At 70.3% G+C, this 15087-nt stretch carries 15 protein-coding genes and 1 pseudogene; 2 read left to right on the forward strand and 14 right to left on the reverse strand.

Annotation, left to right across the window (positions count from 1 at the left end; translation table 11 throughout):
• Positions 1-1202: 1202 nt before the first annotated feature.
• From ACFPA8_RS02215 to glnA, 6 genes and pseudogenes are all read right to left on the reverse strand, one after another.
• Positions 1203-1535 (reverse strand): hypothetical protein, encoded by a 333-nt coding sequence (locus tag ACFPA8_RS02215; protein WP_386441405.1) that lies wholly within the window; start codon positions 1533-1535, stop codon positions 1203-1205.
• A 174-nt stretch (positions 1536-1709) separates the two neighbouring features.
• A complete protein-coding gene (locus ACFPA8_RS02220; RefSeq protein WP_386441408.1) occupies positions 1710-2210 on the reverse strand; it encodes an SRPBCC family protein in 501 nt (166 codons plus the stop codon).
• A 258-nt stretch (positions 2211-2468) separates the two neighbouring features.
• Positions 2469-3113: an SRPBCC domain-containing protein gene (locus ACFPA8_RS02225; protein WP_386441411.1), complete on the reverse strand. Its 645-nt coding sequence runs from the start codon at positions 3111-3113 to the stop codon at positions 2469-2471.
• Position 3114: 1 nt separating this feature from the next.
• A complete protein-coding gene (locus ACFPA8_RS02230; RefSeq protein WP_386441414.1) occupies positions 3115-3522 on the reverse strand; it encodes an ArsR/SmtB family transcription factor in 408 nt (135 codons plus the stop codon).
• Positions 3523-3601: 79 nt separating this feature from the next.
• Positions 3602-4044 (reverse strand): annotated as a pseudogene (locus ACFPA8_RS02235) (transposase family protein); the annotation flags it as partial.
• Between the two features lie 143 nt (positions 4045-4187).
• A complete protein-coding gene (gene glnA, locus ACFPA8_RS02240; protein WP_386441417.1) occupies positions 4188-5603 on the reverse strand; it encodes a type I glutamate--ammonia ligase in 1416 nt (471 codons plus the stop codon).
• A 200-nt stretch (positions 5604-5803) separates the two neighbouring features.
• Between glnA and ACFPA8_RS02245 the strand changes: the two genes are divergently transcribed.
• The gene (locus ACFPA8_RS02245) at positions 5804-6274 is read left to right on the forward strand and encodes an RDD family protein (protein WP_386441419.1); all 471 of its coding nucleotides are present in this window, start codon (positions 5804-5806) and stop codon (positions 6272-6274) included.
• Between the two features lie 235 nt (positions 6275-6509).
• Here the strand turns inward: ACFPA8_RS02245 and ACFPA8_RS02250 are convergent, their stop codons facing one another.
• From ACFPA8_RS02250 to lipB, 4 genes are all read right to left on the reverse strand, one after another.
• Positions 6510-7199, reverse strand: coding sequence for a DUF4191 domain-containing protein (locus tag ACFPA8_RS02250; RefSeq protein WP_386441422.1), 690 nt, complete (start codon positions 7197-7199; stop codon positions 6510-6512).
• Positions 7200-7209: 10 nt separating this feature from the next.
• Complete coding sequence (locus ACFPA8_RS02255; RefSeq protein ID WP_465270227.1) at positions 7210-7440, reverse strand: SCO2195 family GlnR-regulated protein; 231 nt, start codon at positions 7438-7440, stop codon at positions 7210-7212.
• A gap of 233 nt (positions 7441-7673) precedes the next feature.
• Positions 7674-8612, reverse strand: coding sequence for a lipoyl synthase (lipA, locus tag ACFPA8_RS02260; protein ID WP_386441427.1), 939 nt, complete (start codon positions 8610-8612; stop codon positions 7674-7676).
• Positions 8613-8737: 125 nt separating this feature from the next.
• On the reverse strand, positions 8738-9520 hold the full coding sequence (gene lipB, locus ACFPA8_RS02265) for a lipoyl(octanoyl) transferase LipB (protein ID WP_386441430.1): 783 nt from the start codon (positions 9518-9520) through the stop codon (positions 8738-8740).
• Positions 9521-9768: 248 nt separating this feature from the next.
• Here lipB and ACFPA8_RS02270 point away from each other — a divergent pair, with 248 nt between their 5' ends.
• Positions 9769-11472, forward strand: coding sequence for a regulator (locus ACFPA8_RS02270; protein WP_386441433.1), 1704 nt, complete (start codon positions 9769-9771; stop codon positions 11470-11472).
• Positions 11473-11605: 133 nt separating this feature from the next.
• Here the strand turns inward: ACFPA8_RS02270 and ACFPA8_RS02275 are convergent, their stop codons facing one another.
• From ACFPA8_RS02275 to ACFPA8_RS02290, 4 genes are all read right to left on the reverse strand, one after another.
• Positions 11606-12127, reverse strand: a complete 522-nt coding sequence (locus ACFPA8_RS02275; RefSeq protein ID WP_386441435.1) for a DinB family protein — start codon at positions 12125-12127, stop codon at positions 11606-11608.
• Positions 12128-12376: 249 nt separating this feature from the next.
• Entirely contained in the window at positions 12377-13030 is a 654-nt protein-coding gene (locus ACFPA8_RS02280; protein ID WP_386441438.1) for a class I SAM-dependent methyltransferase, read from the reverse strand.
• A gap of 203 nt (positions 13031-13233) precedes the next feature.
• On the reverse strand, positions 13234-13668 hold the full coding sequence (locus ACFPA8_RS02285) for a GNAT family N-acetyltransferase (protein ID WP_386441440.1): 435 nt from the start codon (positions 13666-13668) through the stop codon (positions 13234-13236).
• 147 nt (positions 13669-13815) lie between these two features.
• A complete protein-coding gene (locus ACFPA8_RS02290) occupies positions 13816-15051 on the reverse strand; it encodes a sensor histidine kinase (protein WP_386442764.1) in 1236 nt (411 codons plus the stop codon).
• Positions 15052-15087: the final 36 nt, after the last annotated feature.

Below are 15087 nucleotides of genomic sequence, written 5' to 3' on the forward strand. Positions count from 1 at the left end.
CGGCAGAAGTCGACCGGGCCTTCGAGACGTTCCAATACAGGTGGAGTCCTCTGCCGTCCAGGCCCGCCAAGGCCACCGCACCGCATGCTCCTGCCTCGGACGGCACAGGCGGCGCGCGTCCGGGCCGACGCGGCAAGACCGTTCTCATGGCCATTGCAGCGGCCGCGGCGTTCGGGACAGTGGCATTCAGCGTGCAAACGTTGAACGACGGTGAAACAAAGGACGAGAGCGGCGGCGCGCCGTCCTTCTTGCTTCCACCCGGCCTGGGCGGCACCGACCCGGGTGATGCGGCCGGCCAACGCCCGCCCGCTGGGGACGCCGATGGTTCCTCGCATCCTGACTGGTCGGACCAAGTCAGTGACGACGACGGTGGGTTGCGCCCTGCCATGCCTCCCCCCGAGCGTCACCCCGATGACCCCTCACCTCCGCCCTCGTCGAACGACGGCGGCGGCATCCCGCCCCACGACGACGGAGGAATCCCACCCAGCGACGGCGGAGGCGCTCCGCCCAACGGCGGCGGCGGCAGCTCGCCGGACAAGGGCCACGGGTTGGACAGGCTGCTGGGCAAAGTCGGCGGCCTGCTCGACGGTGGCGGCCACAGCCAAGACGGCGGTGGTCACCAGGGTGGCGGCAGCAACCAAGGCGGAGGCGGTCCCCAGGGCGGAGGTCCCCAGGGCGGCGGCAACAACCAAGGCGGAGGCGGTCCCCAAGGTGACGGTCCCCAAGGCGGGGGCCACCAAGGCGGCGGAGGCGGCGGCCACCAGGGCGGAGGCAGCTCGCCGAACAAGGGCCACGGATTGGACAGGCTGCTAGGCAAAGTCGGCGGCATGCTCGACGATGGCGGCCGCAGCCACGACGGCGGTGGTCACCAGGGTGGCGGCAACAACCAAGGCGGCGGGCACCAAGGCGGCGGTCCCCAGGGCGGGGGTCCCCAGGGCGGGGGCCACCAAGGCGGCGGTCCCCAGGGCGGGGGTCCCCAGGGCGGGGGCCACCAAGGCGGAGGTCCCCAGGGAGGCGGAGGCCACCAGGGCGGAGGCGGTCCACAAGGCGGCGGCCACCAAGGCGGAGGCGGTCCCCAAGGCGGCGGCGGAGGCGGAGGCCACCGCTAAGGCCTGTTGCGGGGTTTCAGCACGCAGCGCGTCCCTCATCAGGCCGCGCGGTGGCGGTGGCTCGATTTCTTCGACAGAGGTGGAAGTTCGAATTCAAGCTCTGCAAAAGATCTCGATATCCTCAAGGGCGTTCTCTGCGGCGCCGGATGTCCGGGAATCCTCGCGGAGCCTGGACACGGCATCGACGGCATCTTGGGATACCTGACCGTGCAAACGCGCGAGGTGCCCCAAACCGACTGCGGAGGTACTGCGCACCGCGGGGTCCCGATGCCGGGACAACCGAATGATCCACTTCTCCAGCCACTGACGGTTTTCACCGCTCAACGCCGAGGCCACGAGCGCTTCGCTCACCTCTTCCGGCTTCCCGTGCAGAAAGACGTCCTCCGCCACTTCAGGTGTGACCGGCTCAGGTGACTCGTACTGCACGGTGAAGAGCTCGTCTCATTTGGGGTTTCTGCGGTAGCAGATGAGGGTGCAGGCGGTGCTGCTGAAGGCAAGGCCGAAGTGAATGCCAATTCCCCTCGGCTGCGCATTCTGCCGACTAGTTCAACTTCGAAGACCCGTCAAACGGCAGCGGATCCACCCTGCGCCTACAGCAGATCAGCTCATCTCTTCGCGGACGTCCTTTCCCTGCTCGGCGAACGCCTTGAAATCCTGCATGTGCTGTTGCGACTGCTTGCGGAAGGCGCCGGGCATCAGAAGCCCCACCAGCCGCATCAGCAAGCCGTCGAACCTGTATTCACTCTCGCTCACCCAGAGCGTCGTCTCCGGACTGGCTTCGGTAAGCCGCTCGCGCACGGCACTCCACATGCCTTCGCCGACGATCTCGCGATCGAAGTGAACGACGCTCCCTTTCGGGATCGCGTGCAGGTCTGCCGGTTCCCGGCGCGTGACAGTCTCGGTGCACTCGAACTTCCGCTGCCCCGTCTGCATCACGACCCGCGACGTGGTACCGAGCTGCCCGTGCGTCCCACTCAGCGGCTCGTGCAGCACCAGGCCCCGCAGCCACTTCGGCAGGTGTGCCGGGTCGGCGAGCAGCTGGGCCACCCGCTCCCGCGGCAGGGCGATCTCGATCGAGTCGGTGTACTTCATGGCGCGCATCGCTCTTCCTTCCAGGGGTGGGACAACATGCTGTTGCACGGCTCGTCCTGCTCCTCGACCGAGGGGCGCTGACGCTCTGTGTCCGTAAAGGCAAACTCGTGATCTGCGGTGTGGTCGCCAGAGGTCACGGTCATTGAGCAACCTCGGTACGAATTGACCGGCTGACGCAGCGGGTGAGCGGCCCTCCGCCTGCGATCGATGATTCTCACCGGCGGTGCGAGTGCCGGGGACGCCGGTCGGCCCACCGCAGCAGGAATGTCAGGTCGGGTCGGGTACGTAGAACTTCGTCGTGGCCTCGACCGCGGCCGCGACCTGCTCCGGGTCGCCACCGGCGGCGAGGTGAGCCTGGCCCCAAGCCGCGGCGCTGCGCCGGCTGAACTCGCGTCCCTCGGGCGACTTCTCGAACTCGTCCAGGTTCTCGATCTCGTCGTCGGCCAGGAGCCGGGCCAGGGTGAGCAGACCCAGGTCCCAGCCGACGCCGCCGGCGCCGGGGCCGTACGTCGGGAAGAAGTGCGGGTCGACGACCGCGGCGTGGATCAGCTCGAACTCGGTGTCGCCGGCCGGGCCCGGGGCCAGACGCACCTCGACCTCGCTCGTGCCGGGCCAGGCGTCGGCGTCCGGGCCGTAGAGCCAGGACACCTTCAGCAGCCGCGGCGGATCGCACCGGAGGATTTCGCCGTGCCCCATACCCTCCAACTCGAACTTCCCGCCCAGCCGGAGGTCTCCGGTGACCGGCTTCAACCAGCGGGGCAGCCGCTCGGGGCTGGTGATGGCGTCCCAGACGTCCTCGATCTCCGCGTCGTATCGGCGCCGGAGCTCCACTGTGTACGCCTCGCCGGCCGGCACGGTGCCCTTGCCCATCTCCCGGTGCGCAGCGGCCAGTTCGTCCAGTACGTCCTTCATGTCATGTCCCCTCGGTGGGTGGATCGGTCCTGCTCGCATCGGTGTCGGACCCGTCCGTTCGCGTGGGCGTTCCACCTGCCCGGGTCTGGCGTGCACGCTTGCCTCGGGCCAGCTCGGTGCCGAGGGCGTCGAGGCGTTGTTCCCAGAACCGGCGGAACCGGTCCAGCCACGCGTCGACCTCGCGCAGCGGCGCGGGCTCGACTGTGTAGAGCCGGCGGGTGCCCTCGGCCCGGACCGACGCGAACCCGCTGTCGCGCAGCACGCGCAGATGCTGGGAGACGGCGGGTTGGGAGATCCCGAACTCGGCTCGGATGACGTCCGTGACCGCCCCGGAGGTCCGTTCACCGTCGGCCAGCAGTTCCAGAATGCGCCGGCGCACAGGGTCGCCGAGGATGTCGAACGCGTGCACGGCAGAGACCGTACCGGCCTTCACTTATATAAGTCAACGCTACTTGATGGAGCCACGTCGGCCTGAGCTCGCTCCTTGGGATTCTGCGGTAGCAGATGAGGGCGCAGGCGATGCTGGTGAAGGTGAGGAAGTGGGCCGCCTTGCGTTCGCAGCGTCGATGGAGGCTTCGGCAGCCGGCGCCAGCCGGGCCATGGTGCGTTCGATGGTCGAGCAGTGGCGGCCCAGCCGCTGCGAGTTCTCGTTGCCTTTGCGTGCGATGCGGTGGGCGATGCCGCACGCGGATAACCAGCGCGCAGGTGGTCGTAGTCGTAGACCTTGCCGCTGTGCAGCTTGCCCGGCCGTCGTCGGCGCCTCCCGCGGCGGGACCGATCGGCGGTATGCCCTGGAAAAGCGGTATCAGTGCCTGGCTGTCGTGGAGTTGGCACCGGAGATCCCGACTGAGATCGGGAGACCGGTGCGGTCGGCGAGCAGATGGATCTTCGACCCGTTCTTGTCCCGATCGACAAAATTCGGACCGGTCAGATCCCAGCTGCCCAGAACTGGCCAACCGGCGCCCGGTGCACATGAGGGTGGAAACAGACGGTGACCCGCGGAAGACGCCCGAAGGCGTCTCCGCGGGTCACCGATGTCACGCACCGTCGAAGGCCAGGTCGACCGGCCGCGGTTTAGATGTCGAAGTACAGCTCGAACTCGTGCGGGTGCGGCCGCAGTTGCATCGGGGCGATTTCGTTCTCGCGCTTGTAGTCGATCCACGTGTCGATCAGGTCGGCCGTGAAGACGCCCCCCGCCTGGAGGTACTCGTTGTCCGCCTCGAGGGCTTCGAGGACCGCGGGGAGGGAGGTGGGCACCTGCGGCACGCCCGCGTGCTCCTCGGGGGCGAGCTCGTAGAGGTCCTTGTCGATCGGCTCGGCCGGCTCGATCTTGTTCTTGACGCCGTCCAGGCCCGCCATCAGCAGAGCGGAGAAAGCCAGGTAGGGGTTCGAGGACGGGTCCGGCGCCCGGAACTCGACGCGCTTCGCCTTGGGGTTGGACCCCGTGATCGGGATGCGCATGGCGGCGGAGCGGTTGCGCTGGGAGTAGACCAGGTTGACCGGCGCCTCGAAGCCGGGGACCAGGCGGTGGTAGGAGTTCACCGTCGGGTTGGTGAAGGCCAGCAGCGACGGGGCGTGCCTGAGGATGCCGCCGATGTAGTAGCGGGCGGTGTCCGACAGGCCCGCGTAGCCCTGCTCGTCGTAGAAGAGCGGCGAGCCCTCGTTCCACAGGGACTGGTGCACGTGCATGCCGGAGCCGTTGTCGCCGAAGATCGGCTTGGGCATGAACGTGGCGGTCTTGCCGTTGCGCCAGGCGGTGTTCTTCACGATGTACTTGAAGAGCATCAGGTCGTCGGCGGCGGCGAGAAGCGTGTTGAACTTGTAGTTGATCTCGGCCTGTCCCGCGGTGCCCACCTCGTGGTGCTGGCGCTCGACCTGAAGGCCGGCCTTGTTCAGCTCCAGGGTGATCTCGGCGCGCAGGTCGGCGAAGTGGTCGACGGGCGGCGCGGGGAAGTAGCCGCCCTTGTAGCGGACCTTGTAGCCCCGGTTCCCGCCGTCCTCGATGGTGCCGGTGTTCCAGGCGCCGGCCTCGGAGTCGATGTGGTAGTAGCCGGCGTTGGCCTTGGTCTCGAAGCGCACGTCGTCGAAGACGTAGAACTCCGCCTCCGGGCCGAAGAAGGCGGTGTCGGCGATGCCGGAGGAGGCGAGGTATGCCTCGGCCTTCTTCGCCACGTTCCGCGGGTCACGGCTGTACTGCTCGCCGGTGATCGGGTCGTGGATGAAGAAGTTGATGTTGAGGTGCTTCTCCGAGCGGAACGGGTCCAGCCTGGCCGTCGCGAGGTCGGGGACGAGCGCCATGTCCGACTCGTGGATGGCCTGGAAACCGCGGATCGAGGAACCGTCGAACATCAGGTTCTCGTCCGGGTCGAAGGACTCGGCCGGGACCGTGAAGTGCTGCATGATGCCAGGCAGATCACAGAAACGGACGTCGACGAACTTCACATCGTTGTCCGCGATGTATTTCTTGGCCTCAGCGGCGTTCTGGAACATCCAACTCCTCCTAGTCCCGCCGTGGAGGGACGGGAATTGCTCGGGACGCAGGCCAGTGCGGTGGCGCGCGCTGACGGCGAGGGTAGGCAGGGGCGATTTCTCAAGCGTGACCCGACTGTTTCACCGATGTTAACCAGTGAACTCCTGTCCCCTGACGACCTGCAAACCAGGCCGTCTCCGCCGCGCGCTACCGTTGTCGCGTGGACAACAGGGAAGCTATCGGCTCGTGGCTCTCGGGCCCTCGCGCCACCGCCGAGAACATGGGCGCGGATTTCGGCCACCCGGGCGAGCGCCTGGGTCTGCCGCAGGACGGTCCGGGTTCCATCGCCTCCTTCGGACGGCGTCTGGGTGCGCTGTTCATCGACTGGGCGGTCGCCGCGCTGATCGGGTACGGGCTGCTCGCGAACGGTGAACTGCGGACCGCGAACAACTGGGCCCTCGCGGTCTTCCTCCTGATGAGCCTGCTCACCGTGGGAACGGTCGGCTGCACGCCGGGCAAGCGGATCCTCGGCCTGCGCGTCGTGTCGGTGGACGGGCTGACCAGGCTGGCGCTGTGGCGGGTGGCGGTCCGTACGGTGCTGCTCGGTCTCGCCGTTCCCGCTCTGGTGTGGGACCGGGACGGACGCGGCCTGCACGACCGGCTCTCGGGAGCGGTGCAGGTCAGGACGTGACCACGTCAGGACGTCAGCAGGTCAGGCCCTGACCCCGGGTCAGAGCCCGGAACGTGACGCGAGCGCGGGGGCGGGGCCCGGAGCCCGTCCCCGCGCAGACAGCAGAAGGGCCGGGTGCGGGAAACCTGCTTCCCGCACCCGGCCCTCGTCACGTTCTCCCGTCACGTTCTCCGCCGTGGCCGTGCCGCTTCCGTTCTCTGCCCGGTGCTCTCTGCCTGGTGCGCTGCGCAGCGGCTCAGCGCCCGCCCTGGCCCCGCGGCATCCGCATGCCCTTGGGCATCGGGCCCTTCGGGATCGGCATGTTGCTCATCAGGTCGCCCATCGCCCGCAGCCGGTCGTTGACCTGCGTGACCTGGCCGCCCTGCAGTACGCGCGACAGTTTCAGCAGCGTGGTGCGCAGCTTCTTCAGCGGCACCTGACCCTCGTCGTCACCGACGATGAAGTCGTGCACCGGTACGTCCGAGACGACGCGGGCCATCCGCTTCTTCTCGGACGACAGCAGCGTGCGCAGCCGGTTCGGGTTGCCCTCGCCCACCAGGACGATGCCCGCCCGGCCCACGGCCCGGTGTACGACGTCCTGGTTGCGGTTCATCGCCACGGCAGGCGTGACGGTCCAGCCGCGTCCGATGTTCTCCAGTACCGCTGCCGCGGCGCCCGGCTGGCCCTCCATCTGACCGAAGGCGGCCCGCTCGGCACGGCGGCCGAAGACGATCGCCATCGCGAGCAGAGCCAGGACGGCACCCAGAATGCCTGCGTAGACGGGGTGCCCGAGCAGGAAACCGATGGCGAGGAGTACACCCAAGGTGACAAGCCCCACGCCGGCCAGGATCCAGCCGATCATCCGGTCCGCACGCCGGGTCATCTTGTACGTCAGGGCGATCTGCTTGAGCCGCCCTGGGTTCTCGGAGTCTTCCTTCCTCGCCATGCGGGGAAGTTTACGTGGCGGTCGGCCTGCGGGTGGCCGCGGCCTCCAGTACCCGCTGGGCCTCGGTACGTGCCACCGCCCGGCGGCGGTCCTCGAGCACCGCTGTCCAGGCATTGCGCAGGGCGGTCTCCCGGCCCCTGCCCAGCAGCAGGCTCTCGAAGCTCTCCAGCGCGCGCAGCGTGGTCTGCAAGACGGTCCCCTCCGTGGTCGCGTGGCTCGCATGAACGGTGTGTGCGGCCATCGTCACCGTTAGGTGTTACCAGCGGATGACCGGGTGGTCAAAGGCTGCGAAAGCCGATGCGGCCAACGTCACGTCGGTGGGCGGGCGTCCGGCGGCGACGGGAGCGAGACCCGGGGGCCGGGGGGGGCCGGGGGGCCGCACGGAGCGGCGGCGGGAGGTGGACACCCCCTCCGCCGCCGATCCGTACGTCTCACGTGCAGGCCGCGCCCAGCGGACCCCGGCAGGTCCCCCGCTCACGCTGCCCGGGCGTCGCGCGCTTCCACTGCCTGCTTGTACAGGCGCCCGGCCCGGTAGGAGGAGCGGACCAGCGGGCCGGACATGACGCCGGCGAAGCCGATCTCCTCGGCCTCCTCCTGCAGTTCCACGAACTCCTGGGGCTTCACCCAGCGCTCCACCGGGTGGTGCCGCGCGGACGGCCGCAGGTACTGGGTGATGGTGATCAGTTCGCAGCCCGCGCCGTGCAGATCGCGCAGGGCCTCGCTGACCTCCTCGCGCGTCTCCCCCATGCCGAGGATGAGGTTGGACTTGGTGACCAGGCCGTCCTCGCGGGCGCGGGTGATCACCTCGAGCGAGCGCTCGTAGCGGAACGCGGGACGGATGCGCTTGAAGATGCGCGGCACGGTCTCGACGTTGTGCGCCAGGACCTCGGGCCGCGAGGAGAAGACCTCGGCGAGCTGCTCCGGCACGGCGTTGAAGTCGGGGATCAGCAGCTCGACGCCGGTGTCCGGCATGGCCTGGTGGATCTGGCGCACGGTCTCGGCGTAGAGCCAGGCGCCGCCGTCCTCCAGGTCGTCACGGGCGACGCCGGTGATCGTCGCGTAGCGCAGCTCCATCTGCTGGACGGACTCGGCGACGCGGCGGGGTTCGTCACGGTCGAGCTCGGCGGGCCTGCCGGTGTCGATCTGGCAGAAGTCGCAGCGGCGGGTGCACTGTTCACCGCCGATGAGGAAGGTGGCCTCGCGGTCCTCCCAGCATTCGAAGATGTTCGGGCAGCCGGCCTCCTGGCAGACCGTGTGCAGCCCTTCACGCTTCACCAGGTCCTGCAGCGCGTTGTACTCCGGGCCCATCTTGGCGCGGGTCTTGATCCATTCGGGCTTGCGCTCGATGGGGGTCTGGCTGTTGCGGACTTCAAGGCGGAGCATTTTGCGACCGTCGGGTGCGACAGCGGACACGTCCGGCTCCCTACGTACTTTCGATTCCTCGGCGAATATCAGGGTACGCCCACCGCTCGCACTGCCTTCAACCGCCGCTGACCTCGCAGAGACAGGGCAACGACAGGGAAGGGGGCGCGCGGCGGTCAGACCGCGCGGGGCAGCGGCTTCGCCGTCTCCAGCACCTCGCGCAGATGCTTCTCGGCGACGGGCAGCACCTCGGCGACGGTCACCGTGCGCCCCAGTTCGTTCGAGAGCGAGGTGACGCCCGCGTCACGGATGCCGCAGGGCACGATCCGGTCGAACCAGGTGTTGTCGGGGTCGCAGTTGAGCGCGAAGCCGTGCATCGTGACGCCCCTCGCCACGCGTACACCGATCGCACCGAGCTTGCGGTCCTCGCGGCGCTGCCCCGCGTTGGACGGCGCGTACTCCGGGCCACTGAGACGCGCGTCGAACTCCTCGTCCCCGAGCCGCGGGTCGAAGTCGAGCGAGAGCCCGCCCGGAGCCGCCCGCTTCTCGACGGGGTCGCCCAGCACCCACGCACCGCTGCGGCCCTCGACGCGCGTGGTCTCCAGGCCGAAGTCCGCACAGGTGCGGATCATGGCCTCTTCGAGGCGGCGGACGTGCTCGATCACGTCCACAGGCTGCGGCAGCTTCACGATGGGATAGCCGATGAGCTGGCCGGGGCCGTGCCAGGTGATCTTCCCGCCGCGGTCGACGTCGATGACCGGCGTGCCGTCGATCGGACGCTCCGAGGGCTCGGTGCGGCGGCCCGCCGTGAAGACGGGCCGGTGCTCCAGCAGCAGACAGGTGTCGGGGATCTCCCCGGCGACCCGGTCGGCGTGCACCCGGCGCTGCTCCTGCCACGCCTCCTGGTAGTCGACGGCGTCGGCGCCGAATCCCAGACGGACAAAGCGCAGCTCGCTCACGGCTCCTCCAAACTCGCGCCGGACGGACGCTCGCCCGGGGGCGGTCCGGGGCTGTCCGGGGCGGCGTCACCCTGGAGCAACTGTACGGCCGGCGGGACCGGCTCCGGCAGTCGGCCACCTTCTCACACGTATGGATGAAAGCGCAGCAAAGCGGGCGAGTCGGCACAGGCTGAGGGCTAAGTTCGCGCCGTTCCGCAGGGCGTCCCGGCGCCCTGCTGCAAGCCGTAGGGCAGGAGACCGTAAAGCTGATGACGATGGAACGATCTGGGGAGCCCGCCGCCCAGTCCTCCCCGCAGCGCATCCCCAATCGCCAGCTCGCCGCGCTCATCGCCGAGGCCGGCTTCTCGAACGCCGGACTGGCCCGCCGCGTGGACCAGTTGGGCCTCGAGCACGGTCTGGACCTGCGCTACGACAAGACGTCGGTGACACGCTGGCTGCGAGGTCAGCAGCCACGGGGGACGACGCCGGCACTGATCGCGGAGGTCTTCACCCGGCGTCTCGGCCGGCGGCTGACCGCGCAGGATCTCGGCCTGGACGCGTGCGCGCCGGTGTACGCGGGTCTGGAGTTCGCCTCCACGCCGCTGGAGGCCGTCGACATCGTCAGCGGGCTGTGGCGCAAGGACTCCGGCAGCCACGCGGAGCTGCGGAAGATCGCCTTCACCCCGGCCGGGCTGGTCGTGCCCAGCAGGGACTGGCTGATCGGCCGGGCGGACGAACGCGTGGCCCGCGGCGGCGACGCGGAACCCCGCCCGGCGCAGGCGGGCGAGGGCGGCCCCGGTGCTGCGGGCGCAGGGGGCCGCGGCGGCCCTGCGGGCGGGGGCCTCGGCCTGCGGCCGGGGGCGGTGCGCGCTGGAGGACCGGCGGGCAGAGGCGTACCGGGCGGCACGGGAGCCCCGGGGGCGCCGGCGCGGGTGCCGCCGCAGATGCGCGGCACGGCGCCCGTGCCGGTGGGGCAGGGCGTCCCCTCGTCCGCCGCGGTACGGACCTCCGCACCGTCTCTCCGTACGGACCGTCCGGACCGTCCGGACCGCACGGAGAGGGGCCCCGGGCAGCGCGTCACAGTCGGGGACATCAACGCGCTGCGCTCCGTCGGCGAGCTCTTCCGCGCGCTGGACCACGCGTACGGCGGCGGGCACGCCCGCCAGGCGCTGGTGCGCTACCTGGAGCACGAGGTGGAGCCCATGCTGCGCGGCGTCTACGGGGAGCAGCTGGGGCGGCGGCTGTTCGGCGCCGCCGCGGACCTGACGCGGCTCGCGGGCTGGACGTCCTACGACATCGCGGCGCACGGGCTGGCGCAGCGCTACTTCGTGCAGGCGCTGAGGCTCTCGCAGGCGGCGGGCGACCGGACCTACGGCAGCTACGTGCTGGTGACGATGAGCAAGCAGGCGGTCTATCTGGGGCACGGCCGCGAGGCGGTGCAGCTGGCGCGCGTCGCGCAGCAGGGCGCCGGCAGTGCCGCACCGCCGGTGGTACAGGCACTGCTGCACGCGGCGGAGGCGCGCGGGCACGGTGTCCTCGGGGAGGTGCGGGCGTGCACCTCTTCCCTGTCCCGCGCCGAACGGGCGCTGGAGGCGGCGAAGGCGGGTGAGGACGTACCTCCGTGGGCGCGCTTCTTCGACGAGGCGCAGCTGGCCGACGAGACCGGGCACTGCCACCGCGATCTGCAGCAGTACCGCGCTGCCGCGCTGCACGCGGAGCGTTCGCTCCAGCTGCGGGGTGCGGGCTTCGCGCGCAGCCGTCTGCTCTGCCGCGTGGTGCTGGCGACGGCACGGCTCGGGCTGGGCGAGGTGGAGCAGGCGTGCGCCCTGGCGGCGGAGGCGGCACAGCAGGCCGTGGAGATGCGCTCGGTGCGGGCGCACGAGTACGTACGGGACTTCGAGCGGCGCCTGGAGCCTTACCGGGACGCCGCTCCGGTGCGCGGCTACCGCGAGCGGGTGGCGGCGCTGGGCTGACGGTGCGGACCGGGCCGGGATCGCACTGCGGCCGGCCCGCGCCGACCGCGTCACGTCCGGCCGGGCCCCGCGCTGCCGCGCCCGCTCGGGTGCCGGTGTTCTCAGGTGCCGGTGCGTTCAGTCGCCGGTGCGTTCAGTCGCCGGTGCGGCCGTCGATGTGCTCCCGTACGAGATCCGCGTGGCCGTTGTGACGGGCGTACTCCTCGATCATGTACAGGAACAGCCAGCGCAGATCGGCGAGTTCACCGTTCGGACGGCTGAAGGTGTCGTCCGGTGATCGGCCTTCGGTGACGGCGCGCGCCGCCGCGATCTCACGATGGAGCACTTCGAAGTCGCCCTGGGCGCTCTCCGCGGTCCCGTCGTCGAAGTCGCCCTCCAGATTGTCCTCCGTGAAGAAGACCCACGGGAGGCCCTTCTCACCGCCGAAGTGGTTGCGGAACCACCAGCGTTCGACATCCGCGAGGTGCCGGGCGAGGCCCAGCAGGGAGAGCGTGGACCGGCCCACGGGCCGCAGCATGAGCTGTTCGCCGGTCAGGCCGCCGCACTTGTAGAGGAACGTCGCTCGCTGGAAGTCGAGCGAGGCGGCCAGCGCCTTGCTCTCCTCCGCCACGGACACGCGCTCGGGTCGCTGTACTTCGGGGGTCGTCCACGTCATGGGCACACGCTAGGCGCCGCCACCGACAACGGTCGCCGGAGGTGTTGATCGTCCCTGTGCCGGTTGGATGTGACGACACATCCGTTCTGGGCGGGAGGCGGGAGGCGGGAGGGCACAGCTGGTCAGGGCGCACTTCGGACCGCTATGTCAGTCGGCCTTCGCCAACCGAACCACCCCAACCACACCGTCCAAACCCGCGCGCTGCACCGTTACTAGCACTGGCGCAACCAGAGCGCCCGGCAAGCCCCGTCAGGGCCTTTCGGGCTTGCGGGCCAGAAGGCAGGCGTGCGGTCTCCTCACCCGTCCGCCGGGCTCCTGCTCCAGTCTCGCTGTGACGACGAGTCCGGCCTGGTCCAGCAGGCCGGCTGTGCGGTCCAGCGGCAGAAGGTACGACGTGTAGGACACCGGACGGCCATAGCCCTGGGTCGGAAGCAGCCGTTCATCGCCGACATAGTCTCCCCAGAGCAGGTAGCCGCAGGGCGCGAGCGTGCGGTGGAACTCGGCGAACACCGCCGGCAGCCACTGCGGGGGCGTGTGGTGGGTGGAGTACCAGGCCAGGATGCCGCCGAGCTCGTCGTCCCCCGTCTCCAGCGAGGTCATCGAGCCCTCGGTGAACCGCAGGTTCGGATAGGCGTGGCGGGCCAGCCCGATCATCTTCGGTGACAGATCGACGCCGAAGGCGGACACCCCCATCCCGGCCAGGTGCGCCGTCACGCGGCCGGGGCCGCATCCCAGGTCCGCGACCGGCCCCAGACCAGCCGTCCGCCCGAGTTCGGCGAAGCCCGCCAGCATCGCGCGGGACAACGGGTCCATCTCGGCTGGAGGCGGGACGCGTTCGACGTAGTCGACAGCAACCGTGTCGTACGACTCACGCACGGCGGTCAGATAGGAGGGCTCGGCCATGCGGGCGACCGTAGACCAGGCAACTGACAGGCAATGGCGCGACATTGTCGACCTGCGTGACACCACCGCTGCGGCCGCCCGGCCGTCACACCACTCCGGTGAACGTTCCCGGCCACAGAGCTGGGCGCCGCCGCCGACAGCGTGGCCGGGCGCCGTAACGCCGTCCTGCTGTCCTGCTGTCCTGCGCGCAAGCCGTCCTGCCGTCAGTCCGCTCCGTCCAGCCGCAGCAGCCCGGCCGAAGTCGGCCGGAAGCCGCACCGGGCGTAGAAGCGCGACAGGTGCGGCTCGAAGTCGACGTGCAGCCACTCGGCACCCCGTCGGCGCGCCTCGTCCGCGGCCCGCCGCACCAGCTCCGCGCCCAGTCCCCGTCGTCGCTCGGCCGGATGGACGGTGGGGTCGAGCAGGAAGGCGTGCACTCCGCCGTCCCCGACGACCTTGACGTAGCCGCGCAGCTCGCCGTCGCGCACTGCGGCGATCCAGAGCAGGCTGTGCCTCAACTGCCGCTGGAAGCCGGTTCTGCGGTGGCCGGGCCACGAGGCCGTGAAGAGCGCGTTCAGCTCGTCGTCGCCGAGCGGCGGACAGATCAGCAGCCGGTGGGGCGGGGTCGCGCCGCCGGCCGCCCCGTGTGTCTGTGTCATGCGGACAGTGTCACCGGGTGCCCTCCCGGGGCCGGGAGTGCGTGACGCGGCTCCGGCGGTGCGGCCGCGCCACACGGCGGCTCACCTCACAGCGCGGCTCGCCTCACCGCCCGACTCCGGCGGGCGCGGCCGGGCGGCGGCCGGTCGCTACGGCCGCCGCGGGGAGCCCGGGACGCCCGGCCCGGACGTACGGGCACAGGGGATCTCCATCGTCACCATCGTCGGCCCGCCCGGGGGGCTGCTGACTGCGAGGATGCCGTCGAACTGGCGGAGCCGCCGTTCGATACCCTCCATCCCCGTGCCCTTCGTGATGTCGGCGCCGCCCCGTCCGTCGTCGGTGACGGCGATGCGCAGCACGCCGCCCGCGTCCTCGCTGTAGTGGATGTCCAGCCAGACGCGTTCGGCGCGTGCGTGCTTGGCGGCGTTGGTCAGGAGCTCGCTGACGGCGAAGTACGCGGCCGATTCGACCGGTTCGGCGAAGCGGCCGTCCAGCTCCACTTCCGTCTCGACCGGGGCGGGCATGCGCAGCGCCAGGGCCCGCGCGGCGTCGCCGAGGCCGCGCTCGGCGAGCACCGGCGGGTGGATTCCCCGTACGAGGTCCCGCAGTTCGGTCAGGGCGTCCGCGGAGTTCTGGCGTGCCTGGGCGATGAGCTTCTTCGCCTGTGCGGGGTCCTTCTCGACGAGCGCCTCGATGGTGCCGAGGCTCATGCCCATGGAGACCAGGCGGGCCTGTGCGCCGTCGTGCAGGTCGCGTTCGATGCGGCGCAGTTCGGCTGCCGAGGAGTCGACGGCGTCGTGCCGCGTCTCGTACAGGTGCTCGACGCGCTGTTCCAGCTGGGCGCCGCGGCTGGGCGAGATCATCGCCTTGACGATGACGAAGTGCCCCTGGATGAAGGAGGGGTTCACGAAGAGCGAGAGCGTGATCAGGACGGCGCCGAGGCAGGCGCACAGTGTGGCCGTGCCGAACCCTTCGACGGGGATGAACGCGTACCAGTACTCGTGCTGCACGGCCCGCCACACGCCGGCCATGATCACGAAGCCTTCGATGCCGTACGCGATGAGCGCGGGAGGGAACAGCGCACTGACGAACCCCACGACGGAGTCCGTCAGCAGCCAGGCCAGGTCCCGCCAGGTCGCGGGGTCGCGCATCAGGCGGGTCCAGCGTTCGACGACGCTGCCCATGCTGGTGACGGGCGGCAGCGGGCGGTAGGGCCGGGGCACGTCCATGCCCGCCCAGTCGCGGGCGAAGTGGCGCCGCTGGTCGGCGTGCATGCGTACGAGATGGGTCACCGCGGGGGTGGTGAAGAGCCCTATCCCCAGCACGCTCAAGGCGATCGACACCACGCTGAGGATGAAGAGGGCCAGGGAGAAGCCGAGGGACATCACACACAGCGCGAGCCCGCGCACCGCGGCCACGAG

The sequence above is a fragment of the Streptomyces ovatisporus genome (assembly GCF_042653885.1).
Classification (GTDB): domain Bacteria; phylum Actinomycetota; class Actinomycetes; order Streptomycetales; family Streptomycetaceae; genus Streptomyces; species Streptomyces ovatisporus.

What these genes read in the sequence shown, in the direction of transcription:
- ACFPA8_RS02255 (WP_465270227.1), bottom strand. Translation starts at nt 7,440, where the DNA reads ATGGCCGCACACACCGTTCATGCGAGCCACGCGACCACGGAGGGGACC.
- ACFPA8_RS02220 (WP_386441408.1), bottom strand. Translation starts at nt 2,210, where the DNA reads ATGCGCGCCATGAAGTACACCGACTCGATCGAGATCGCCCTGCCGCGG.
- ACFPA8_RS02225 (WP_386441411.1), bottom strand. Translation starts at nt 3,113, where the DNA reads ATGAAGGACGTACTGGACGAACTGGCCGCTGCGCACCGGGAGATGGGC.
- ACFPA8_RS02270 (WP_386441433.1), top strand. Translation starts at nt 9,769, where the DNA reads ATGACGATGGAACGATCTGGGGAGCCCGCCGCCCAGTCCTCCCCGCAG.
- glnA (WP_386441417.1), bottom strand. Translation starts at nt 5,603, where the DNA reads ATGTTCCAGAACGCCGCTGAGGCCAAGAAATACATCGCGGACAACGAT.
- ACFPA8_RS02250 (WP_386441422.1), bottom strand. Translation starts at nt 7,199, where the DNA reads ATGGCGAGGAAGGAAGACTCCGAGAACCCAGGGCGGCTCAAGCAGATC.
- ACFPA8_RS02285 (WP_386441440.1), bottom strand. Translation starts at nt 13,668, where the DNA reads ATGACACAGACACACGGGGCGGCCGGCGGCGCGACCCCGCCCCACCGG.
- ACFPA8_RS02290 (WP_386442764.1), bottom strand. Translation starts at nt 15,051, where the DNA reads ATGTCCCTCGGCTTCTCCCTGGCCCTCTTCATCCTCAGCGTGGTGTCG.
- ACFPA8_RS02280 (WP_386441438.1), bottom strand. Translation starts at nt 13,030, where the DNA reads ATGGCCGAGCCCTCCTATCTGACCGCCGTGCGTGAGTCGTACGACACG.
- ACFPA8_RS02275 (WP_386441435.1), bottom strand. Translation starts at nt 12,127, where the DNA reads ATGACGTGGACGACCCCCGAAGTACAGCGACCCGAGCGCGTGTCCGTG.